This is a genomic window from Pseudomonas sp. UV AK001 (assembly GCF_046097675.1).
Lineage (GTDB): Bacteria > Pseudomonadota > Gammaproteobacteria > Pseudomonadales > Pseudomonadaceae > Aquipseudomonas > Aquipseudomonas kribbensis.
This window is the reverse complement of the sequence record NZ_JBJUVZ010000001.1, coordinates 796478-821285: the sequence shown is the minus strand read 5'-3', so window position 1 is coordinate 821285 and position 24808 is coordinate 796478. Positions and strand designations below refer to the sequence as shown.

General features: G+C 63.1%; 15 protein-coding genes. 3 read left to right on the top strand and 12 right to left on the bottom strand.

Annotated features, from left to right (window positions below; all coding sequences use genetic code 11):
- Positions 1-3: 3 nt before the first annotated feature.
- From ACKLNA_RS03820 to ACKLNA_RS03770, 11 genes are all read right to left on the bottom strand, one after another.
- Positions 4-282, bottom strand: coding sequence for a DUF971 domain-containing protein (locus tag ACKLNA_RS03820; RefSeq protein WP_408984912.1), 279 nt, complete (start codon positions 280-282; stop codon positions 4-6).
- Complete coding sequence (locus ACKLNA_RS03815) at positions 279-1241, bottom strand: HEAT repeat domain-containing protein (protein ID WP_408984911.1); 963 nt, start codon at positions 1239-1241, stop codon at positions 279-281. Before ACKLNA_RS03815 ends, ACKLNA_RS03820 begins: the two co-directional genes overlap by 4 nt.
- A complete protein-coding gene (locus ACKLNA_RS03810) occupies positions 1238-2086 on the bottom strand; it encodes an ABC transporter ATP-binding protein (protein ID WP_408984910.1) in 849 nt (282 codons plus the stop codon). The genes ACKLNA_RS03815 and ACKLNA_RS03810 overlap by 4 nt, the downstream gene beginning before the upstream one ends.
- Positions 2086-2868 (bottom strand): ABC transporter permease, encoded by a 783-nt coding sequence (locus tag ACKLNA_RS03805; protein ID WP_408984909.1) that lies wholly within the window; start codon positions 2866-2868, stop codon positions 2086-2088. Before ACKLNA_RS03805 ends, ACKLNA_RS03810 begins: the two co-directional genes overlap by 1 nt.
- A 2-nt stretch (positions 2869-2870) precedes the next feature.
- Entirely contained in the window at positions 2871-4274 is a 1404-nt protein-coding gene (locus ACKLNA_RS03800) for an ABC transporter substrate-binding protein (protein WP_408984908.1), read from the bottom strand.
- A gap of 110 nt (positions 4275-4384) precedes the next feature.
- Positions 4385-4630, bottom strand: a complete 246-nt coding sequence (locus ACKLNA_RS03795) for a ferredoxin family protein (RefSeq protein ID WP_007959413.1) — start codon at positions 4628-4630, stop codon at positions 4385-4387.
- Positions 4631-4655: 25 nt separating this feature from the next.
- Entirely contained in the window at positions 4656-6386 is a 1731-nt protein-coding gene (locus ACKLNA_RS03790; protein WP_408984907.1) for a fumarate reductase/succinate dehydrogenase flavoprotein subunit, read from the bottom strand.
- The gene (locus tag ACKLNA_RS03785) at positions 6383-7135 is read right to left on the bottom strand and encodes a GntR family transcriptional regulator (RefSeq protein WP_248740667.1); all 753 of its coding nucleotides are present in this window, start codon (positions 7133-7135) and stop codon (positions 6383-6385) included. Before ACKLNA_RS03785 ends, ACKLNA_RS03790 begins: the two co-directional genes overlap by 4 nt.
- A 95-nt stretch (positions 7136-7230) precedes the next feature.
- A complete protein-coding gene (locus ACKLNA_RS03780) occupies positions 7231-8199 on the bottom strand; it encodes a Gfo/Idh/MocA family protein (RefSeq protein WP_408984906.1) in 969 nt (322 codons plus the stop codon).
- Between the two features lie 9 nt (positions 8200-8208).
- Positions 8209-9096 (bottom strand): Dyp-type peroxidase, encoded by an 888-nt coding sequence (locus ACKLNA_RS03775; RefSeq protein ID WP_134022424.1) that lies wholly within the window; start codon positions 9094-9096, stop codon positions 8209-8211.
- A gap of 57 nt (positions 9097-9153) precedes the next feature.
- Positions 9154-10188, bottom strand: coding sequence for an AraC family transcriptional regulator (locus tag ACKLNA_RS03770; protein WP_408984905.1), 1035 nt, complete (start codon positions 10186-10188; stop codon positions 9154-9156).
- Positions 10189-10399: 211 nt separating this feature from the next.
- Between ACKLNA_RS03770 and ACKLNA_RS03765 the strand changes: the two genes are divergently transcribed.
- From ACKLNA_RS03765 to ACKLNA_RS03755, 3 genes are all read left to right on the top strand, one after another.
- On the top strand, positions 10400-11347 hold the full coding sequence (locus ACKLNA_RS03765; RefSeq protein ID WP_408984904.1) for a transporter: 948 nt from the start codon (positions 10400-10402) through the stop codon (positions 11345-11347).
- A gap of 254 nt (positions 11348-11601) precedes the next feature.
- Complete coding sequence (locus ACKLNA_RS03760) at positions 11602-11796, top strand: stability determinant (RefSeq protein ID WP_408984903.1); 195 nt, start codon at positions 11602-11604, stop codon at positions 11794-11796.
- Complete coding sequence (locus tag ACKLNA_RS03755; protein ID WP_408984902.1) at positions 11702-12070, top strand: type II toxin-antitoxin system RelE/ParE family toxin; 369 nt, start codon at positions 11702-11704, stop codon at positions 12068-12070. Before ACKLNA_RS03760 ends, ACKLNA_RS03755 begins: the two co-directional genes overlap by 95 nt.
- Before the next feature lie 49 nt (positions 12071-12119).
- Here ACKLNA_RS03755 and ACKLNA_RS03750 read toward each other — a convergent pair whose 3' ends face one another.
- Complete coding sequence (locus tag ACKLNA_RS03750) at positions 12120-24632, bottom strand: filamentous haemagglutinin family protein (RefSeq protein ID WP_408984901.1); 12513 nt, start codon at positions 24630-24632, stop codon at positions 12120-12122.
- Positions 24633-24808 lie beyond the last annotated feature (176 nt).

Below are 24808 nucleotides of genomic sequence, written 5' to 3'. Positions count from 1 at the left end.
TCCTCAAGTATTGAGTTGCGCCAGGTACTGCCACGGGTAGATCCCGCGTTGATGCCCATCGCTGAACACCAGTTGCAGCCCGTAGCCCTGCTGGTTGAGTTCGATCACACGAACCCGGTCATCCACCAACGGAGCCGAACCCCGCAGGCGAAACGCCCGGCACTGCGAGCACGGGCACTGGCGGCGCAGTTCGGCGTGGTCGAGCAATTGCTCGCGGCCATCCGGCCAGCTCAGTCGCAAGCGGTGTTCACTTTGGGAATTGCCTATCGCCAGCGGATTCATTGCAGCTGACTCAAGGCGATCCGCACGGCTTTGCGCACTTCCGGGTCGCCGTCGTCCTGCGCGGCCTGCAATGCCGCCACGGCCCCGCGATCATTCAACTCGCCCAACGCCAGCGCCGCTTCCTTGCGCAGGTTGCTGATGCGATGGCCGAGGGTGTCGATCAGGGCATCGAGTGCCGGCACGTAACGCAAACGGCCGAGGCTGCGGGTGGCGCGCAGGCGTACCTGCCAGTAGTCGTCGCCCAAGGCTTCGATCAGTGCCGGGCCTGCATCGGTGTGGCCAACCTTGCCGAGCGTGGTCGCGGCTTCTTCGCGCACTTGCCAGGCGTTGTCCTGCAAGGCCTGACGCAAGGCCGGCAGCACATCTGCGCCACTCGCCAGGCCCAGGGCGCCGGTAGCTGCGCGGCGTACTTCGGTGTCAGGATCGGCGCTTGCCAATCGGGCCAAGGCTGTCAGTGCGTCGAGTTGCTTGAGCCAACCGAGCACACCCACGGCTTCGCGGCGGACACTGGCATCGGCATCGCTCAACGCTTGAATGGCGGCGGGAGCAGCGTCGGGGAAACGCAACTCACGCAAGGCGCGGAATGCGGCAATCCGCACGCCGGTTTCCGCATGGGCGGTCCACGGCAGAATCACCCTGCCCGCCGCTTCGGTCTTGAGCAGGCTCAGACTCTGCGCCGCAGCAGCCTGCACTGCCGGCGACGGATCTGTCAGCGCCTGGCACAGCGCTTCAACCACCGGTTCGTCTTCCCAGGCTTCCAATAGGCGCGCCGCTTCGGCACGCACTTCTTCGGCAGGGTCTTCGGCCAACCGCTCGACCAGCCAGAGCAAGCCGTCCGGTTCTTCGAGGTCAGCCAGGTCAATCAAGGCAATCCGGCGTACTCCCGCGTCATCAGCGGTCAGACGCGGTTGCAAGGCAAGAATGTCGTCGTTTTCGGTCACAGCAAAAAATGAGGTCACAGGGCAAATCTCGGCAAGGCGTTTTCAGGAGGCAAACCGAGCGGATTGAGGCGCGGCAGCGGTCGTTCGTTGTCGTGGCGCAGCAGGTCGAGGCAGTGGCGCTTGAGGCGTGAAAACTCGTGGCTGGTGACCAGTCCGGTGGTGCGCGGGCGTAGGAAGTCGAGGCGCAGGTCTTCGATGATCCGCCCCGGCCGTGCGCTCATCACCAGCAAACGGTCGGCGAGGAACAGCGCCTCGTCGATGTCATGGGTGACGAACACCACGGTGGTGCGAATCCGCGTCCAGATGTCCAGCAGCAGTTCCTGCATGTTCAGTCGGGTCAGCGCATCCAGCGCGCCGAAGGGTTCGTCCATCAGCAACAGCCGTGGCCGGTTGACCAGCACCCGGGCGATTTCCACCCGTTGCTGCATGCCGCCGGAGAGCTGATCGGGCCAGCGTTCGGCGAAGCCTTCGAGGCCGACCAATTTGAGGATTTCATCAGCGGCGCGATGGCGCTCGGCCTTGCCGATGCCGCGCATTTTCAGGCCGAAGGCAACGTTGTCGCGCACCGTGCGCCACGGGAACAAAGTGTGATGCTGGAACACCATGCCGCGCTGCGGTGACGGGCCGGACACTTCGGCGCCATCGACTTTCAACTGCCCGCCATGGGGTTGCAGATGCCCGGCCAATGCGCCGAGCAAGGTCGACTTGCCGCAACCGGACGGGCCGAGAATGCACACGAACTGGCCGGGTTCGATCTGGCAATCCAGCCCCTGCACCGCTTCGAACGCCTGCGGGCCTTCGCCGAGGACGATGGATAACTGGCGGATGTCGATCCGCCCTTCCGGGGTTTGCATCACGCTCATCAGGCTTTTCCTCGTGGTCGGTGCCAGGGCGTGAACAGCCCGCCCAGGCGTTTGATCAGCAGGCTGCTGCCCATGCCCAACACGCCGATCAGCAACATGCCGACCACGATGTCGGCGTAGTTCTGGATGGTGTAGGACTCCCAGGTGTAGTAACCGATGCCGAACTGGCCGGAGATCATTTCGGCGGTCACCAGACAGAACCACGACGTGCCCATGCCGATGGCGAGCCCGGTGATGATGCTCGGCGCGGCGCCCGGCAGGATCACTTCCAGCAGGATCGCCCGGCGCCCGGCCCCGAGGCTTTTGGCCGAGGCGATCAACCGTGGATCGACGCCTTCGACGCCGTGCACGGTGTTGAGCAGAATCGGGAACAGTGCGCCGGTGAAGGTGATGAAGACCATCGACAGTTCCGACGACGGGAACATCAGAATGGCCAGTGGAATCCACGCCACAGCGGGGATCGGGCGCAGCACTTCCAGTGGTGGCAGCAGCAGGTCTTCGGCCCATTTCGAACGACCGATGGCCAGGCCCAGAGCGATGCCTATGATCAGTGCTGCGAGGTAACCGGCGAAAACCCGGCCGAGGCTGGCGCTCAGGTGCTGGATGAGCTTGCCGGAGTCGCCGAGGCCGAGGGCGGCTTCGATCACGGCCAGCGGGGTTGGGACGTTGGCGAAGGTGACGAGGCCGAGGTTCCAGTGGTGGCTGGCGGCGAGTTGCCAGAAGAGCAGGCAGAGCAGCAGCGAGGCTGCTCTTGATATCCAGCGTGCTTTTGAGATTTTCATGATTAGCGACTGACCACAGCCTGCGCGGTGGCATCAGTGAAATCAAACACCTTGCCACCCTGCGCCGAAGCAAACTGCTGCGCCTGCCCCTTCAACAAAAACGCGCTGAGGCGCCCCTTCGCATCACTGGCAAACCACGCCTGCTCCGCCAGCAACTTGATCCCGCTGTCACTCGCCTGGGCATACACCGCCCGAATGTTCTTGCCTTCCGACTTCAGGCCGGCCAACGCCGTGAACGCCTCTTCAGCCGAAGAATAGCGACGAACCTTGTCCTCACCCCGCACCCAGATTTCCGCGACATGGCTGAAATCGGTGATGACTTTTCCAGTCACCGCATCGACAGACTTCAACGGCGTCTGCGCGTAATTGGCCAGTTGCGCGGCGTAATCCAGATTCGAGGCCTTGAACGCTGCGCGGATGTACTGATCGTCGATAAAGGTATTCAGATCGAGCCCGCGATCGGCCTTCTTCAGCAGCTTCAGCGTGTCGATGGCAGTGCCCACGGCCTGGCGGTATTCCGGTTTCCAGCTCAGGTCGCGGGTCTGCACGCCCAGCGGGCCGTGGAACAGGTAATTGACCTCGGCATCGACGCCGGAGACCTTGGCGATCAGTTCGCTGTATTTCTCCGGTTCGGCGGCCAGCAGTTGATTGGCTTCGATGCTTGCGCGCAAATAAGCGACGACGATTTCCGGGTACTTTTTCGCGTAGGCCTGATCCACCAGCGCACCGTGGAAGGTCGGCGCATTGGCCTGGGCGCCGTCGTAGATCTTGCGGGCGAAACCACGGCTCGGGAACAGCTCGGCAAACGGTACGAAGTCGGCGTGGGCGTCGATCTTGCCGGCCTGCAACGCCGAGCCTGCGACCTCCGGCGGCTGGGCGATGATGTTCACATCCTTGAGCGGATCCCAGCCCTGCTCCGCCACGGCCCGCAGCAACATGCCGTGAGCCGTGGAAGCGAACGGCACGGAGATGGTCTTGCCCTTGAGTTCGCTCAGCGACTGCACGCCGGACGCGCTCGGCACCACGATGCCGTTGCCGCTGCCCTTGATGCTGCCCGACAGCACGCTGATGAACAGGCTGTGCTTGCCGGCGGTTTCGAACGCCACGCCGTTGAACGCGCCGGGGAAATCGGCCATGGCGCCGAAGTCGAGTTTGCCGGCGACCATCTCGTTGGTCAGCGGCGCACCACTGGTGAAGTTCTTCCACTGCACATCGTACCTGGCGTCCTTGTAGGCGCCGTCGTGAGGCAGGTATTTGTCGAGCAGGCCCAGCTCGCGGATCAACAAACCGCCGGCGGCGCAATTGATGGTGGTGTCCTGGGTGCCGATGGCAATGCGGATGGTTTCGGCCGAGGCCGACAGGGTGAACGAAGCCAGTACCAGACCGGCGATTGCTGCACGCAACATGGTTGAATCCCCTCGAATCATTTATTGGATGTTCGTCTCCGCCGCGATCAGGGCGCGGTGGGAAACGAGGGGTGTGTTGAAGCAGGCGTCCGGTGTTGCCGGATAGCGTTTTAGCGAAGCAGATACGGAATTTCGACTTTCACCGCACCGGTCGGGCAGTCCTTTTCGCAAGGCATGCAGTACCAGCATTCATCGAACGCCATGTAGGCCTTTTGCGTGGCCGGGTTGATCGCCAGCAGGTCCATCGGGCAGACGTCGACGCACACGGTGCAGCCTTTTTCGGCGATGCATTTGTCCTCGTCCACGGTGACGGGGGCATTGGAGCGGAAGAAGATTTCCTGGGCTTGATAGGCCATGGTCCGGACTCTCTCTAGTGATGGCTCAAGCGGCGAAAGCGCCGACCCGAAGGCGGTCGTAGGCCTGCATTTCATCGGCATCGAGGGGGATGATGTAAGGCTCGACGGCTTTCTTGAAACTGGTCATGCGCCCGTCTTCGCCCTTCTTCAGGTGGCAGTGGCAGAACCATTCGCGGTCATCCCGTTGCGGGTGATCGACGCGGTAGTGGTACAGACCCCAGCGGCTTTCGGCACGGAACAGTGAAGCGCGCGCAGCCATTTCGGCGCAGTCGCGGATCACGCTGGTTTCCATGGCGCGCATCAGCTCATGCGCGTTGTTGGCCTTCATCTCGTTGAGATCGCGTTCGATGTCTCTGAAGCGTTGCAGGCCGATTTCCATTTTCTTGGTCACTTTCGGCGGCTGCAGGTAGTCGTTGACGAAGCGCCGCAGCTTGTACTCGACCTGGGCCGGCGGCAGACCGTGTTCGCGGTCCAGCGGTGCGTAGACCCGGGCCTTTTCCTTTTCGATCTGCTCGGCATCCAGCGCGGAGAACTCACGCCTGGCGACAAAATCCGCCGCGTTGTGCCCGGCAAACCAGCCATAGGTGAACGCGCCGAGCATGTAGTTGTGCGGCACGGCGGCCATATCACCGGCCGAATACAAACCTTTCACCGAGGTTTCGGCGCGCTCGTTGACCCACACCCCGGACGCCGAGTGGCCGCTGCAAAAACCGATTTCCGAGATATGCATCTCGACCATCTGCGTGCGGTAATCGGTGCCGCGATTGGCGTGGAACTGGCCACGGCTCGGACGTTCGTTGCTGTGCAGGATTTCCTCGATGTTCTGGATGGTTTCCTCGGCCAGGTGATCGAGTTTGAGGAACACCGGGCCGTTGCCGCTCTCCAGTTCCTGGTGGAACTCCCACATCATCTGCCCGCTCCAGTAGTCGCACTCGATGAAGCGCTCGCCCTTGTTGTTGGCGGTGTAGCCACCCAGCGGGCCAGTGACGTAGGCGCAGGCCGGGCCGTTGTAATCCTTGATCAGCGGGTTGATCTGGAAGCACTCGAGGTTCGCCAGTTCCGCCCCGGCGTGATACGCCATCGCATAGCCGTCGCCGGCGTTGGTCGGGTTTTCGTAGGTGCCCATCAGGTAACCCGAGGACGGCAGACCGAGTCGTCCGGCCGCGCCGCATGCGAGGATCACTGCCTTGGCCTTGATCACATGGAAGTCGGCGGTGCGGCAGTCGAACCCCATCACGCCGTTGACGGCGCCCTCCGCGTCGGTCAGCAAACGGGTGCAGACGAGGCGATTGGTGATGTTCACCCGTGCGCGTTTCAACTGGCGATACAGGACTTTCTTGATGTCGTGCCCTTCCGGCATCGGCAGCACATAGGCACCCATGTGGTGGACTTTTTTTACCGCGTAATCGCCGGTTTCGTCCTTCTCGAACTTCACGCCCCAGCGGTCAAGCTGCTCGATGGTTTCGAAACTGTGGGTGGCGTAGGCGTACACCGCCGCCTGATTGACGATGCCGTCGTTGGCGATGGTGATTTCCTTGGTGTACTGCTCGGGCGTCGAGTGGCCGGGAATGATCGCGTTGTTCAGGCCGTCCATGCCCATGCTGATCGCGCCGCTGCGCTTGACGTTGGCCTTGTCGACCAGCAGCACGCGCAGTTCCTTGTTCTTTTCCTTGGCCTTGATCGCCGCCATCGGGCCGGCGGTGCCGCCGCCGATCACGACGATGTCGTATTCCTGTTCGAGTGTCGTTCGACTCATGCCTGCTCCCCTTTTTGCCGGTCGATCCGCAGGCGGTACTGGAACGCATCGCCACGGTAGTAAAGGTGTTCGAAGTCCAGCGGCTGGCCATTGGCGTCGTGGGTCAGACGCTCGATGCGCATGATCGGCGAGCCGGCCTCGACGTTCAGCGCCTGGGTCAGGTCGCTGTCCGCCAGCACCGCGTCGATGGCCAGGTCGGCGTGGCCGAGGGCTATGCCGCAGTCGTTTTCGAGGATCAGGAAGATGTCACGGGTCACCAGATCAGCCTTCTCCAGTCGTTCGCCGACGGCTTTGGGCAGGTAGGTGATTTCCAGCGAGATCGGCTCGCGGTTGATCAGCCGTACACGTTTGATCTGCGCGACGATTTCGCCTTCGGCAACCTGCAAACGCTCGGCAACCAGTTTGTCGGCGGCGATGAATTTGAAACTGCGCAGGCGGTTGATCACCTCGTAGCCACGGCCGGTCATGGACTCGGCGAGGCCTTGCAGAGTGCTGACGTTTTGAAAGGTCTTGGGCTTGGCGACGAAGGTGCCTTTGCCGTGGATCTTGAAAATCAGCCCTTCTTTCTGCAGATCACCCAGGGCCTGGCGCACAGTGATGCGGCTGACCTTGAACAGCGTGCCGAGCTCGCTTTCGGACGGCATCTGGCTGTCCTGCGGGTATTCGCCGTCGAGGATGCGGGCGCGCAGCACGTCGCGCAGTTGGGTGTGCAGCGGGACGCTACTTAAGGAGAGAACGTTATCGGTCATCACGGGATCACTTGTTATAACGAGTTATGACGTGATCTTAGAGACGTTATGACAAGCTTGAGAAATACCGAATGAGCATAAGGTTAGATGCGCCTTCAGTGGCGCTTGAGGATCCGGTCCATGACCCAATCGGTCTTCAGGGCCTCTGCCCCGGTCGCCGGATGCGGTGATTCGCCGCGAATCTGCGCGTTCATGCCCAGCACGTGATGCCACTGGATGTGTTCGTGATGGGGGATTTCCAGGCTGATGTGTTCATCGGCGTGCAGTTCGACCGGATGCTCATCGAACACCGAAAAACCGATTCGCCCTTGGCTGCCGATGATCTCGACCCGATCCTCGCGTCGGTCCGCGACAAAGCTCCAGCAGCCCATGCCCAACGCGCCCGAGGCAAATCTCCAACTGGCGCTGACCGCATCTTCCGCCGCGTACAAACCGGCCTGACGCGCCGTGAATCCGGCCACCTCGACGATATCGCCGAGCAGGTACTGGAACAGGTCGAAACCATGGCTGGCCAGATCCGCGAAATATCCGCCACCGGCCACCACCGGATCGGTGCGCCAGTTGGCGCTGCCGTCCAGATCCTTCGGCGACGGCGCCTTGGTCAGCGTCCAGCTCAGATGCCGCACCTCGCCGATACGCCCCTGCTGCAACCATTGCCGAACCTGCTGGAAACGCGGCAGCGAACGGCGGTAATAGGAGACGAACAGGTGCAGACCGGCGTCGGCAAACACCTGCTGCATGTCGCGGCTTTGCCCGGCGTTGAGGGCCATGGGTTTTTCCACGCAGCAATGCTTGCCGGCGGCGGCGACTTTCAGGCTATAGGCGTGGTGACTGTCGGGTGGCGTGGCGATGTACACCGCGTCCACCTCGGGGTCGTTGATCAGCGCATCGACGTCGGTGAAAGTCCGGGCGATGCCGTGGCGCGCGGCGTAATCGGTCACGGCTTCGAGGCGTCGCCCCATCACCGCCACCAGCGCAGAACCGGGCGCCTTGTAGAAGGCTGGCCCGCTCTTGCGTTCAGCGACGCTGCCGCAACCGATCATGCCCCAACGCACCACGCTCATCGTCGCGCCTCAGCCGATGCGCAGTGCGCGCAGGTCGAGGTGACCGTTTTGCAGCGGCGGGCACCAGTAGTAGCCGCCGGTGATCGGCCGGCTGATGCGGTACAGGCCGTCGGTGATGCCGTCCTCCAGACCGCTCATGCGCCGCAGTTGCGCTTCGAAAGCATCGAGGGAAAAACCGAACGCCAGGAACATCAGGCCGGCGCGGTCGCCTTCGATCCACGGCATCGAACGGCGCACGACGAAGGCTTCCGGAGCGAAGCTTTCCTGGGCGGTGCGCTTGACGTGGGCGGACACCGGGGCGTCGTCGATCTCTTCGTTGTCGCTCAGGCGACGGCCCATGATGTTGTCCTTGTCCTCGGCGGACAGCGCATGGAAACCCTTGAGGTCGTGCTGCCATTGCTGGATCGCGGCAAAGCTGCCGCCGACCAGACCGTCGGCGCCTTCACTTTGCAGTGCAGCGGCGATGGCGGCTTCGTCGTGCGGGTTTTCGGTGCCGTCTTCATAACCGGTGAGGTCATGTCCATCCTTGTGGCGGAAGGCTTCCTGCATCTGCACCAGACGCAGCGCCGGGGCCAGTGCAGCCTCAAGCGCAGTGCTGCGGTTGAGCAGATCACCACGGTCGATGCCGTGCAGCCAGACCCACAGGGCGTGCTGGGTCGACGGGTTTTCCACGCCGACACCGGTCAGTGCCGGGAAGCTGCGCAGGCCGTCGATGTTCACATTCAGGGCCTTGGCCAGGGATTCACCGAAACCGACCACCGCCGACTTGCCGTCCACCAGGTTCAGCAGGTTGTCGATCGCCTGCGGCAGCGCTTCAACCGACTCGAGGGCGAAAAACAGGTGACGTGCTTGCGGTGGAACTGGGGTGGCGAGGATGCCCGGCTGGTAGTAACTCATGTGAACTCCTTGGGAAAGAGCGCGGAGTTTAACTGTAGCCGGAGGGTTTGTGTGGGATCAGATGACGCACTCGCTGCGCCACGCACTCGGGCTTTTGCCGGTCCAGCGTTTGAACGCCCGCCGAAAACTGCGCACATCGCTGTAGCCGACTTCTTCGGTAATCCGCTCAATCGGCATGTCGGGATTGGCCAGCAGACTCATGGTGCGCGCCTGCCGCACTTGCTCCAGCAACGCCTCGAACGTCAACGAATGTTCAGTCAGTCGCCGGCGCAAGGTGCGGCTGCTCATGTTCAAGTCGCCGGCAATCTTTTCGATGTGGCTGCCCCGGCTCAGGTCCCGGGCAATGGCGCGCTCCACAGCCTGGATCAGATCGAGTTTCTGATGGACTTGCGCGGCTTCCAGTTCCAGCAGTTTGACTGCCTGACGCAACGCCAGCGAATGGTGGTTGGGCAGGTTCACATCCAGCCATTGCACGTCGATCAGCATGCGGTTGTGCAGACAGCCGAAGCGCACGTCCGGCCCCAGCAGCCGCCGGTATTCATCGACGTAATCCGGTGCAGCATGCACAAATTCCACGGCAATCGGCTTGAACGTCTCGCCCACCAGCGCCCGGCCGTAGACCAGCAGGCTGGCGTAAAACTCTTCGACGGCGAATATCTGCACCTCAGCGAACGGCAAGCGGCACTCCACGTCGACGTACACCTGCTCGCCCACCACATCCACGCTGATCACCACGATCCCGCCGGACGTGTGCTGATGACGAATGCCCAGTTCGAACGCATCGCGCAAGTTCTTGCACAGCGACAGCACGTGCCCGAGCAAACCCAGCGTGCCAAGCACGTTCTGCGCGCCGACCCACAGCCCCAGCCCCTGATTGGGCAAGGCCTTGAGCGCCCGCTGGATCATGGCCACGGCCTGGCGATAGGAAATCCGCTGCGACGGATCCTGCAGATCCTCGACGTCAAAGCCCAGGCCACGGCACAGGCTTTGCGGCTCGATGCCCTTTTTGGCGACGACTTCAGCCAGGGTCTGCAGCAGAAACGGCGACACCAGCGCCAGATCGAAGGTGGGGTCTTGGAGTTTTGCGTTCATGGGGGCTGACATTCCGGATCACGCTGAATTGTTATTTTTGTTACCGGTTATGTCGAAGGAAGTTAGCACAGGGTTGGCGGACTGTCCGCAGAAGCCCCCTTCCGTGTCCGCCAATACCCTGCCCCGTTGTACGCCAAGGGCTTATTTCTATAGTGGCCGGGCGTCCTGCGTGCCGGCGTTGCGCCCAAACACAATAATAATGAGGACGGACATGAACCCGAACCGCGCGACATTCCCTGTGCGACTGGCATTGAGCCTGCTTGGCTGCACCGTGACCCTGCCAGCCCTGGCCACCGAGGCCGGCGTCGACAACATCGGTACCGGCACCGACGGTTTTTTCGTGCTGCCGCTGGACGTCGACAACCTTCCCGAAAACATGGTTGCCTTCAATCTCTACTACAACCACTACAAGGCGACGAAGCTCAACATCAGCTCATTCGGCGGGAAAGTGCCGAATGTCGATATCGAATCCACCGCCGTGATCCCGCGTCTCGACTACCTGAGCCCGGTGCGGGTATTCGGCGGGCGCCTGGCCGGTTACATCGCGCAACCCTGGCTGAAGCAGGAAGTCTCAGTATTCGGCCAGAGCGACACCCGTGAAAGCATGGGCGATACCACCTTCGCGCCGATCATCCTGTGGGACATGGGCAAGAACCTGACCCTCGGCGCCGCCGTGGAAATCACCGTGCCCACCGGCGAATACAGCGTCGATCGGCTGGCCAACACCAGCAACAATTTCTACACCTACAAGCCGCTGTTCTCCTTCACCTGGCTGCCGACGGACAACACCGAAATCTCGATGAAGACCACCTACAGCTTCAACGAGAAGAACAAGGACACCGACTACAAGTCCGGGCAGATCTTCCACTTCGATTACTCGGCCAGCTACAAGATCACCGACGACCTGATGCTCGGCGTCAACGGCTATTACCTCAAGCAGACCACCGACGACAAACAGTTCGGCCACACCGTGCAGTTCGCCGGCCAGGACGTTGATGACGGCGTGCGCGGCCAGGTGTTCGCCATCGGCCCGGCGCTGCACTTCACCTTCCTCAAGTACGCCAGCGCGGAGATCCGCTGGGCCAGGGAGTTCGACGTGGAGAACCGGCCGGAGGGGGATATGTTGTGGGCGAAGGTGAGTATTCCGTACGCGTTCTGAGCGTATTTGTAGGAAAGCACTTGCGGATTTATAGGCTGAAAGCCTGAAAAACGCTGGGGTGGAATAGGCCTACAGCGGCGGTCGAGATTGCCGGACAACGGAGGGAAACATCCGGCAGATTTGAAAGGGGGGCTTGCAGATACTGGGTCCCGCTACCTCATGGTTCCTCAAGGGCTCATGGGGTGCATCGTCTGCCAGTGACGACAATGGGCCCATCCCCCCTTAGACTGCTGAAATTGATCACGGAGATCACTATGAGCATATTGCATTCCCCGTTTTACTCTGACTTCGAATCCGAAGAAGAGGCAGAGAGCTACGATCGCTGGTTTCGTGCCAAGGTGCAGGAGGCACTCGATGACCCCAGCCCTGGCATTCCCCATGATGAAGCTATGGCAATGCTCGACCAGATGCTGGAAGAGATGCGCAGGAAGCGCCGCTCTGCTGCTTGAATGGAGCAGCAAGTCCTCGCGTCAACTGGCTGACATCTTCAAATACATCGAGCAACGCAACACCAACGCTTCAATTTCGTTAAGACACAAGGTGGGTGCAGCAGCACAGCGACTTTCATCAATACCTTATGGTTACCGGCCTGGTCGAGTGCCTGGCACTCGTGAAATGGTGATTCATCCGAACTATCTGCTGGTCTATCGAGTGAATGGCCACATCAAAATACTGACGGTACTTCACGCCCGACAAAAATACCCTCCAACTTCATCAACCTAAAAAAAGGGCGGCCAAATGGCCGCCCGAAGCGTACTACACGAGAGTCCTTTTACAACGTCAGCTGCCCCCGCTCCTCTTCGGTCAGCTGTTGTTTCGCCTGTTCATCCAGCACCCCGGCGCCGAGTACCTGCACCGGGCTGTTGGGGTTGTAGCCCGGCGTCGGTGCACGGCTCGCGCCATCGCGGGTCGGGGCCAGTTGCTCGTTGCCGAAACTCAGCACCTGCACTGTGAACACCGAGGCCTGGTTCTGGCGCGACGCGGCTTGCTGCTGACGGGCGACGTCTTCCGCGGCCTGAGTCGCCGACGACGCAGCGGAACTGGCCGAGGTGATCGCCCCGGTGTTGACCGCCGAGACCACCGGCACACCGGTCGCCTTGCCCTGCACCGAGATGTTGGCGGCGTTGACCACCGTCAGCGCAGCAATGTTGACGTTGCCCGAGACGCGAATCCCCGCCTCGCCCGCATCGATGGTACCCAGCGGGGCGATCAGGTCGATGTCCCCCGGGGCCACTTCGGCAATCGGGTTGAGCGTGGCAATACCGGCGCCGGTGCTCGGCACCGATGGCGACAGGGTCACGTTGCCCCAGGTGTCGTACACGCGTTTCGGCGGGGTGTAGACCACGGTGGTTTTCGAGCCGCGACCGGCGTTGATGTCGCCCGAGGCGGACCAGCCCAGAATCGAGCCACCAAACGTGGTCATGATCCGGCTCTGCCCCAGCAGAATGCTGCCTTCGGAGTAGAGCTGAATATTGCCCGAGCCCTGGGTGATGATCCCCGCCGTGGACGGCGGCGCAGCACCTTCGATGCCGAACACCTGACCGCCGCCCGGCGTGAGCATCTGGATATCACCACCAAACAGCGTCTTGACCCCGGCGCCGCCATAAAGCGTGATGTCGCCGTCATAACGGACCGGGTTGCCGGCCACGTCGGTGGTCGGGAAAAGCGCAGCAATGGCGTTGCGACCGCGCAAGTAACTCCCTTTGCGTGGACCATCGACATCGTTGTACTCAAGACCACCGGCACGCAGCTCCGCGAAGTACACCTGACGGGCGAAGATCGCCTGCTCGGCACTCGGCAGCGCGGCGAAGAACGCTTGCGCCTGTTCTGTGTTGCCGCTGAAGCCATAACCGAGGGTCAGCCAGCTCTGCAATTCGTCGAGGTAAGTCTTGACCACTTTGCTTGGCTGCCCGTTGAGCGATGCGTTCGGGTCAGCGAGATTCTGCGGGTTCAGATAACGGGCGATGAACCGCGAATAATCCGGCCCCTGCGCGCCCACACCGGCCTGCAACACCACACTGGCACCCGGTCGCTGATCACCGGCCACCAATGAGCCAAGGCTGGTGATGCTGGCGCGATCTTCCATCAGGATGTTGCGCCCGGCATTGATATCCAGGACGCCGGGGCCCGCGATGTCGAAGCTGCTGTAGAGGATGTCCCGCCCTGCCGATACCCGCGAAACGTCCCTGGGGTCGTCATGCACGAACAGGTTGCCGGTCGAGGTGATACTTTCTGTTGGAGTTACGCCCATCTCGCCAGCAGGTACGGTCGTGGGGCTGCCCAGGTAAGTACCGGACGCCACGATATCGCGCCCCGCCAGCATCCAGACCGGGCCTGCCGCTTCATACCAGGTACGTTTCGACAGGCTGAACGTCAGCGTTTCACCACTGCGAACGCCGACCAGATCGCCGGTCAAGGCGTAGAACCGCGCCGGTGCCTGGACGTCATTCAATCCCGAGTAACTGTTGGCGCCGAAAGCGAACAACGGATAGCGCAGGTTTTTGTCCGGCAAAACCCCGTCGCTGTTGCGATTGCTCATGATCGGCGTGGCCGACGTGTTATTGCCGTAACCGTTGAAGGCCGGCGCGAACGGCGTGGCGGTGGCCAGCGGACTGGCGCCCGACTGATTGATCGCATAGCCGCCCGCGTAGATCGAATCCTGCGCCAGCAACTCCAGTTGCCCGGTGCTGGAAGGTGCCAACAACAGCGAATACCCGGTTGCCGGCACTGTTCCACTGCCCTGGCTGTAGACCGCTGAAGGTCCGGCATAAATCGAACCTTGCGCCGCCACCGCCCGCAGGATCGACGGATACACGAAGCGTCCGTCGGTAGGCGACGTATTGCGGCCGGTGATAGGGCCCTGACCGTTGACTTCGCCCAGTTGGGTGCTCGGTGTCAGGTTGCCTCCCGCCGAAAACAGGTCGATGGCGGTGTGATCGGTCCACAACGAGAAGCCCGTCAGGCCGCCACCCACATGGACGACACCGTCGTCCGTGGTGAACGGCGTGGAGTTCTGCAGCCGCACCCGACCCGGATCCGCCGCCCCGCCCAACACCAGATCGCCGCGCGTGCTGAGGCTCATCCCCGAATCCCCCGGAATCAGCACCAGCCCACCGGAGGCGCTGCCCATCGTGGACGTGAACGGGTCGAACGGGCGCACTTCACGAGGATCCTGGGTCGGGGTTGCGGCGCCATATTGCAGATTGATTCCGCCCAGCGCGCCTCCGGCCAGTCGCGCGGCACCGCGCAGGTTGATCAATGCGCCTTGCAGGTCGTGTTGTGCGACACCGATGCCATTCTCTCCGGCCCGGGCCTGCAATGACGGGTTCACCGACCCGCCGATGCGGATGTCCATATCACCGCCACCGGTCAATTGCAGACTGCCGTCGCTGCCCACGCGACCGGTGCTGCCGACCGCCACGACCAGCCCCTGTCCGCGCGGATAAAGGTTGGTTTTGTTACCGTCGCCCATCGCCTTGAGCATGCCGGCATCGCCCCCGGCACGCAGGCTGATATTGCCGCCACCCAAGGTGCCGAAACCGGTGAAACCGACCAGGTACGGGCCCGTATCAACGCTTTGATCCGGCAACGGTTGCGTTGCATAGCTGCCGAAGTTGATCCACCACGCGGTCGGCACATCACTGTTGCCGGTGCCCTGACGCCAGAGCCAGTTGCCCACGGCCACACTCGGGACTTGTTCACGGGTGTCCACGGTTTGCGACAAACCGCGACGGCCCAGTACATCGCCCGAAATCGAGCCGCCGGCATTGATGGTCAGGTTGCCGCCCATTTGCGGGTACCAGGCCTGATACAGGCTGTCGCTGCCACTGACCCATTTTTCGTAGTCGCCGCCGGCACTGCCCAGCACCGAGCCGTTGTCCGACTGTTTTCCGCGAGGCTGATTGAAGCGCGGATCGATGTCTTGCGACTGAGTACCGGCGGTGTAGACGCCGTACGGCGAATCCATGCTCAGGTTACCGGCGGCGAGCACGTCCAGATCACCGGTGCCGGTCCGCAGCACGCTGAACATCTGTGTGTGGGTCTTCACGGTGGTACCCGGTTTGTTTTCCACGCACAGTTCCGGGAATGCGCCACACCAGGCGAGTACATCATCGTCGGTCATCGGCGAGCCAGGCGGCATGCCCATCCAGTTGTCCGGTGCCCAGACCCAACGCGGCGCCGGCACACAGGAGTTCGGCGCCCAGTCGCACCACATCATTTGGTCCTCGGGGACGGGGTCGCCCGGCGTGAAGCCGCCCAGGTTGCCCTCGCCCCAGACCAGGGTCGGTGGTTTTTCTGTCACGGTCAGACCGTAATGGGTGTCGGCCAGGCGCAGGTTGCCATCGCTGGACACCGGTTTGATCGCCCGGCTGTCCGCGGCGCTCAGATCAGCCCCCGCCACCACGCGCATCGACCACGACGCGCTGCCGGCCGGCAACATGCTGGCGACCGCCCAATTACGCCCCTGGGTCGTGCCGGTCAATGGCCGCAACTCGATGAACGCCGTACCGTCCGCCAGCACGACATTGGTCATCGACGGAATCAGCGAGCCGCGCAACAGGGCCAGTGAACCGCTCAGGCGCACACCCTTGATCCCGTTATCGCCTGCCTCGACGCTGCCCGGCAGCGGCACGCCCTTGGGCCAGCGCAGGGCTTGCAGCGCTGTTGCCTCGTTTAAACGGATACCCGCTCCCAACCGGCTGCCCGCCGGCAAGGTCACGCTGTCGGCAAGCAGCGTACCGGCGGCATACAGCAGATTGCCCGAGGCATCGCGCACCGAACCGGCGAGCACCGTGCCGGCGCCGAAGGTGTAAGGCGCCACCAGCGTTGCCTCGGTCGGCAACAGCGTGCCGCTGGCCAGCGTCGTCGCTTGCAACGGGAGGTCGTAGTTCAACGTGGCGCCGACCGGGAACACCGTACCGTCCGCGAGGGTGACACCCGCCCCCGGCACGATCAGATCGCCACCGAACGGCTGAATTCCCGGCAGCAATTTCCAGCCCGCATCGTCCACGGTCTCCGGCGGCGGTGCGAAACCGTCGTTGAGGCTGCCGTGGATATCGAGGTTGCCGCCCGCACGAATCACCAGGCTACCCGCCTCGCCCGAGCCGTATACCGAAGTCTTCTGCGTATGCGGATTCAGGCTGGCATAGCGATAACCGGACAGGTCCACATCACCCTGTACCACCAGATCACCGTCGGCGGTTTTACTGGCGATCTCGACCCCGGGCCGTAGATGGAGGGCGTCGGCATAAGTGGCGTTGTTCAGACCGGCCAGTTTGTTATTCAGCAAGTTGCCGTTGGCCAGCGCCGCATTGATGAACGCCGTGCTGTCGCCGTGGATGCGATCAAGATATGCCTGATCGATCACCTGATACGGACGTCCACTGGCCGCCGGGTCCGTGCCGTCGCTGGCATCGGTATAGCGGCGCGTGGCATTGAGACCAATCGAACGCGCACCCTGAATACTCAGCGCACCACCGGCATCGATGGCAATGTCACCCGCTCCCAGGCGTGGCGCGTTCAGTTCCAGCGTGCCGCGCAGCAACCCGTCGGACTGCCCCGGCAGAGTGCCGCGAACGGCCTCGGTGCCATGGCGCAAGTCGATGCGCGCACCGGCGCCGAGGGTCAGCACGCCTTGTCCGGAGTTGAGTTCGACCATCGCCCGGTTCGGTGCGTCGATGATCTTGCCGTAGCTGTCGACCCGCAGCACGCGACCATGGGCGTCAAGCACCGCATTGCCCGCGACGGTCAGGCCGTTTTGTGCCGACAGTCGAATACTGCCGACCCGCTCGCCGCTGGCATCGACCAGACCAGCCACCGTAAGTCGGCCGTTGTCCACCGACACATTGACCTCGCCCGCCTTGAGCCCTTCGCCGATCAACAGATCGCCTTGCTTGAGCTGCAAGCTGCGGCTGCCGAAAACCTGCCCCGCGTTCAAGCGCTGATTGAGGGCCGCGAACTGCTGGCTCGCATCGCCGTTGAGGTGCTGCGCGCGGATATCCACACCACCGGCCTTGTACGGCACCAGCGTGCCGCCGGCATCGTAATAACCGCTGCCGGCAGCGAGGATATCGCCTTGCAGATCGACCATGCCGGCATCGGCGGCCAGGGCGACCGCACTCAGGTTACCGGCCTGATTGTTCTGCGCCGACAAATCGATACGCGAGCCCGCCGCCTGACGAATGTTGCCCTGGCTGCTGTACAGCGCCACGTCGCCGCCCCAGCTGTACTTGTTCACATCGTTGAACGGCAACGTGCGACCGGCCATATCCAGATACGCGCCACTGGCGAGGGTCAGATCGCCCTCGGACTTGACCACCAGTTTGCCGCTGGCCAAGGCGATACGACTGTCCAGCAAGACGCTGCGGGCATCGAGGGTCAGTTCCGCCCCCAGCGCATTGGCAGCGGTTGCTGCACCCGCCCCCGTCAGGGTCAGGTTGTTACCGGCCTTGATCAGGTTGACCGAGCCCGCCTCTCCCGTCAGCAACGGCGTACGCAGCGTGAGGTTGCCGCCGCTGTAGGCATAACCGCTGACCGGATCGAAAGCACCCTGCGTCTGGTACACCTCCAGGCTGCCCTTGTGGTTGGCGGTGATGCGATCACTGGCAGAGAGGTTGACGTTGGCAAAGCCCAACACCAGACGTTTGTTCTGGTCCAGACCACTGGCCTGCGGATTGGGGCCGTAGCCGAACTCGATGCGTTGCGCCTGAATATCGAACGTGCCCCGGCCCGTGCCGGCGCCCCCCGTGATCACCGCACCCGGATCCTGAGTCGCACCGTTCCAGATCAGATTGGCGGTGCGAATGGACGCCACGTCGCCGCTTTCACCCAGGCCGTAAATGGCCGGGGTGCTGAGGATCAGGTTTTGCAATTTGCTGGCACCGGTCTGCGGGTCCAGCGTATCGAGGCTGACGTTGCCGTAGAAATTGAACGCATCGCGACTGGTCAGGCTCAAGGTTTCCAGCGCCGGCGCGCCGTACTGAGTATCGCCCCGCAACAGGCGGTTCAAGACATTCTGGTTCAGGGTCAGACCGGTCGGCACCCGGTTGCCGGCGGCGCTCAAGGCCTCGGCACTGCCGGCGTTGACGGAGCCCACGGCCAGCGTCAGATGACGGGTGCCGAAGCGCACCGATTCGTCGAGTTCGAATTGCTTGTCAGTGGCGGCCGTTATGCTGCCGTTGGAATAGAGCAGTGTCGGGTTGTTGCACGTTGTCGTCGGGCAATTGCCAATGAGAATGTTCCCCGCGCCGGATGTCCCGGCCGACACCTCGGGTGCCAGCACATTGGTCCAGCCGTTTGAAACCACCAGCAGCCCTGCCGCACCCGGTTTGTAGATGAAGCCGGTGCTGGAATCGTAAGGTGCATTGCCACGCCCCAGAGTGTTGATACCCGAGCCGGCTTCGAGGGTAATTCCGCCATCGGCGCGGGTAGTACGCAGCAACACTTCGGGTGCCGACAACACGGCGCCCTCACGCAGGGTAATTGTTGTGGTATCACCGCTGAACGCGATGATGTTGCCCGACGTGTAGTAATCGATCGTCGGTTGCGCGCCGATGGTCAAACGGCCGGCATTGAGCGCGTTGAGGCTGTCGGCATACAGCGACACACCTGCAAATCCTTCAGTGCTCGAATGTCCCGCGCCGAGAATTTCGAAGTTCGCCGCGCCGTTCACCACCGCCGTACCGACGACGCCGCCCGTGGCGGGCTGGAACAGCGTCTGGCCATTGAAGTCCAGCGCGTTACCCGATGCGGCGCCCCGGGACAGATTCAGTCTCAAGGACTTGCCGTCCATGGGCGCCAATGCCCGAGGCACGCCCCGGCGCGCCGCATCGCTCTGGATGAACTGGCTGAAAGAGGTCTCGTTGTACTGCGAGTAATGGCGCAGCACATCGGCGGATGTCAGGATGACCTGGCTCGCCAGGCTGTCACGCAGGCCGGTATTGGCAATCGACATCCGCCCCGAACTCGTCCACGAACCATTGCGCAGTGGCAGCGCAGCGTTGGTTGCACCCGCTGCCGCCTGGCCATTGACCTCGACCCGGAAGGCCCCCGGCAACAGCGCAAAGGTCGAGGGCAGCAACGTATAGGTGCCCGCCGCCAGTCCCGGCACGCCGGCCCCGAGGGTGATCTGCTGGCCAATACGCGGGTCGACCGCCCCCGCCTCGGCGAGCATCGGCGCATAGGCACTCTGATTCCCCGGCACGATGGCGTACACCGGGTTGCTGGCCAGGTCCGGCAGGCTGAAGGTGCCGTCACTGGCATTGCGCACCAGCGGGTTGTAGCGGGCATCGGTGGAACCGCCACGCCCGGAAACGAAACCGGCACCGCGCAGATCACCGCCACCCGAGAGATCGATCAACGCGCCGCTTTGCACATCGACGTACTGCGAGGTAAGCGTCACGCCAGCGGTTTCGGCGGTGATCCCTCGAAGCAGAACGGACTTGCCGTTGTAGCGATAGTCGATGCCGTCGGTGGTGCCGCCATAAGGCATGACCAGTCCGGCGGCGCTGGCCGAGGTGATGCTGCCTGGCAACAGATGCAATGCCTGAGTAGTGAGAACCAGGCTGTCACCCAGATTGATCATGCCCAGTGGCGCACGGATCACCCCGCCCTGCTCGATATGGCCGGCGGCCAGCGTCAGGTTGCCGAAGACCGAGTAAGGCAGCGCGGCAGGCGCGGCCCCGGAACTGCTGATTCGCAGGGTCCGCGCCGGGTTGGCGTCACGCTGGACACTCTGATAACCCACGCGCACCTCGGCGGTGACATCACTGGCGGGGTAGATCTGCGCGGCACGCAGGTTCAGGTCGCCCGGTGTCCAGAGTTCGGTTTTCTCGACGTTGCCGGTGGGTGCCAGAAAGCGCAGATCACCTCGGCTATCGAGCGTGACCTGTTCAAAACCACGCCGCCCGACCTCCAGCGCCGGACCGCTGAGCTGCACGATTGACCCGGCCGTGCCGAACGACAGGCTGTTGCCCAGATCCAGCAGATCCGCCGTGGCGGTGAACTGTGACGGCGCCACGGCGTGCGTCGGATTGTTCATCACCCGCGGCCGGACATTTCCGGGGGCATCGAAATATTTGCCCGTGCCCGACAGGCGAACGTACGGCGCAGACAGATTGATCCGTGCGCTCTCTTGCGAGCCGTCGGCCAGCGACAGGGCCCCGGCATACAGGCTCAGGCTTTGATTCATGTGCAGATCGACGTTGCCGTCGAACGACAGCAGACCGTTGCTCAGCACGCTCAGGTTGTCGAAGCCGCCAGACATCAGCTGATCGGCCCCCAGACGGGCACGACCGTATTGCAACGCAGGCGCGGCGTCACCCGCTTGCAGACTGGCCGGCAACAGCGACGGACCGGCGTCCTGACCGATGACGATTTCGCGCGGCACGCGAACCGCGTTGCTCGCATCGCTGCGCAGATAACTCGGTGTCTCCAGCGCGATGTCCAGTCGCCCACCCGCCGCCCCGGCACCACCGGCCGCAGCACGCAGGTCGCCCTCGATGAACAGGCCGTTGTAGGAGCTCAGCGAAATGCGTCCGCCATCGGTGGCAATCAGCGTCGGCCCCTGCCCGGCGATATCCAGCATCGCCTGTGCGCCGGAGGCGTCCAGTCGCGCACCATCTCGCACGATCACATAAGCGTCGGCCGAAGTGGCCGTGGCTTTCTTCGCATCGGTTTCACCGCCAATGATGATCGAGCCGCCCTTGCCGACCTGGCCATACACGCGCCCCAGCGCATCGATGCCGGTGGCCACGCGACCGGCCACATCCAGCACCGCGTGCTCGCCGATCCAGATCGAACGGTTGTGGGTTTGCCTGTCGGCCGTCTGCGAGGAATCGGCGACATTGATCGAACCGAACTGCTGCTGACGAATATCGATCGTGCCGCCCCAGGCATTCAGCTCGCCATCGACCGTGAGCTGGCCGGCGCTGCGCAGATTGATGCGCTGCCCCGGATCGACACTGATACGCGAGCCCTGGCCAAGGGTCAGGACGTTGCGGGCCGGATCGACCAGAGCGATCTCGCTGGAACCGGCCTGCAAAGCCAGGCTGGCGCCGGCACGCTGGGTCAGTTGCGCCTTGAGCGGGTTTTCCTGGTAGAGCGTGGGCGTCCAGAGCTCGAGCGCCTGCTGTGGCGCGGTGCCACTGACCTGATTCGCGGCTGCGTCACCAAAACGGTAGGCCGGCATCAACACGTCTATAAGGGTGTTGTCCGCCACGTCGAGACGATTGAGACCGATCAGGCTGTAGGCGGAGAACCCCTTGTCGAACAGCTCCGGTTGCAGTTGCAACGTCTTGGTGTCGAAAGGTCTGTCGGACTGCCCGATGAGGATGTCGCCCGCCTGAATCAGCAAGCGGCCGCCGCCGGACACACCATAACCCCGCAGTTGCCCGCCCAGGGTCAGGTGAGTCTCACCCGGCGCGGACAAGGCGCTGGACTCCAGCGTCACGTCCCCGCCCTTGCCACCGCGGGTCTTGCCATTGGCCAGAATCGCGCCGCCGGACGACACGTCCAGCAGGCTGCCGGCACCGATCTCGATGTCGCCGCTACTGCGAATCGACACCACGCCGCCGTCCAGATACGCCAGGCTCGCGGCATCATCCGGGTTGGTGCGCAGGTTGCTCCACAGACCGCGAGTGTCCAGTTGTACCCCTTCAGCGACGCTCACACGCGTGGCCTTGCCGGTCGGTGCGACGAGTCGGGTGTCGGTAAGGCGATCGGTGATGAGCTGATTGAGCACGTTGCCCAGATGCAGGCTGCCGCCCCGGGCGGTCAGGTCGGCGTGGACCTGCACGTCCGGCCCGTAAAGGGTGATGTCGCCACCATTGTCGACCGTGACGGCGCCTTGCACGTCGATCCGCTCCTTGGCCGCCACTTTCAGCGCGCCCAGTTGCCAGCCACTGAGTTGCCCGGCATCAAGGAACAGCTTGCCGTTGCGCGCATCGGACACGGCGCCGGTCAGATCCGGATCAATGCCGGCGACCGGGCGCTCGCCGCCGATCTGCACCTGATCGAGCAGCGGATTGAGGCCATAAAGCAAGCCACCGGACGCCGCCACGTACGCCGGGTCATAACTGCCGACGATCAATTGCCCGCGTCGCGCCAGCGCCGTCTGACTCTGCGCATAGCCATCGAGTACGGCACGCGGTGCCTGGATCTGGCGTTCGCCCTGATAAACCTCGCCGAGCATCTGTCCTTCGAGCACGGCGTTGCGGGTGCCGATCACCAGTTGCCCGGCATCGCGCCCCACGGTGTAGCCCGATTCCTGACGCTTGGTCGGCGCAATCAACGGATTGTAGTAATAACTGGTCTGGCCCCAGCGCTGACTGCTGTCTTCATAGCCCTTGTACAGCCCGCTGTAGAGCAGATCCCCTGGCGCTTTGGAGACCTCATACAGGCGTCCGTCGGCACCGCGCAGCCAGCTCTGGCGAATCTCGCCGCTTTGAACATCCAGCGTGCCGCCGGACAGGTTGATCAACGAACCCTTCTCGGTGACCACGTCATTGCCGGCAAAACTGACCATCCCGCCCTGGGCCATCCATTCGCCGATGCTGTGGCCCTGGGTGCCGAGATAACCGCCGACCTCGAGCAAACCGCCAGCGGTGTACCAGCGATCCGTCGCGTAACCATTGGTGCCGGCCGGGACATAAACCAGCTCACGCACATCGACCCAGATGTCATTGCTGTTGAGCGCACCCTTCTCGCGATTGACCGACGCATCGCGCTGCTCGTTACCCTGGACGTTGATCTTGATGCTGTTGGATTCCATCGCGACCTTGACGCCGATGGCACCGGAAACATCGATCAATGCGCCGTCACGCACCAGGCTGCGACGCTGCGCCGCCACCGCGACCTGCCCGCCGGTGGCCAGGGTGATCGAACCATTCTGGAACTCGACGCTGCCACCGCTCTGGATGTCGATGCGCGACTGGTCGCTGCGAATCCTGTTGTTGGGCGACACGCCGGTCAGGGCGGCCTGATGCTGACTGTCGAGGGCGGTCAGATCACTGCTGTCGAGCAGGATCGCCGTGGCGCTGCCCTGCCCCAGCGTCACGCTGACCTGAGTGTCGGTGGCCGGATTGAGTAAATGGATGGTGCCGCGAGTGGCTACCGAGGTGCTGGCCAGCAGCACGCCGCTTTGCACGACCTCATGGCCGGTCAGGGTGATGTCGCCGGTCGCGGCCTGAATCAGACCGTTGTTGCTGACCTTGCCGGCAGTGCTGCCGGTCTTGAAACCCGGAGTGACTTCGTTGCCGAACGTCGTGGAGAAGGCATTGCCTTCAGTGCCCGAGCCTTTGCGAATGTAAAAGCGATCGCCTGCGCCGAGCACGGTCTGGCCCTTGGCGGTGTTGATGCTGCCGTCGTTCTGCACTTCGCTGCCGAGCAGCAAGGCATAGCCGCCGGCATCGGTCGATTTGGCCGGCCGCGCCGTTTCGATGGACGCACCGCGTTCCACCAGCACTTTGCCGGCCGCCTCGGTGAACGTCGGCTGGCTGCCGGTACTGTCGAAATACAGGCCCCGGTCGCGGAACTGAATGTCCGTGATGTTGGCCGCTGCGGCCACCAGGTTGCGTACGTTGACCTGGCTGGTGCCGCTGAACACGATGCCGTTGCGGTTGATCAGCATCACCGTGCCGTTGCCTTTGATCTGCCCTTGAATCTGGCTGGCCCGGGCATTCGGATCGTTGACCCGGTTGAGCACCGCCCAGTTCGACTGCTGGGCGAAATCGACCGTGGTGTTGCGACCGACGTTGAACGTCTCCCAGTTGAGGATCGCTTTGTCGGCGGTCTGCTCGATCGTCACCGTGGTCTTGCCATCGACCTGAGTCTGCTGCGGGCCTTTGGCGTTCTGCCAACCTTGCGTGAGGCTGTTGTCGACCTTCAGACCGCCCTCGCCCAGACCGTCAGGCACAAACTGCACCGTGCCCAGCGCCGCCGCACGACCGGCCGCCTGCGCCGCCTGTTGCGCAGCAATCGCGGCCACCGTGTTGTTCAGGGTCTGAATCGAGCGCTGCAACTGCTGATTGGCCTTTTGCTGCTGCGCCAGCGGCGGCGTCATCCCCGGCAATCCGCCCACGCTCGGGCGTGCTGCGGCGGCCTGTTGCGCCGCGCCCTTTGCCGCAAACCAGCCCGAACTGAACGCCGTCTGTGCCTGCGCACTGCCCGCCACCAGACACAACGCCACCGCGTGAGCCAACGGCTTGAGCAGCCACAGCGACGGCTCCCCGGTTTCACGCTTGGAGGACAGAACGTTGGTACGACGACGGGATGGGCGGGCGAGCATCACTACGAGATCCTTTTTGTTTGCCACATGAGGCCGCAGGTCGGCTTGCCCCTGCTGTTACGACATAGGCGGTTGGCGAGGGCCGCGACCGAACGGATGTCACACAAACTTCATGAATGAGGAGTAGATCGGCCAAAAAAAATGGCAGCAGCCCGAAGGCTGCTGCCATTTCATTG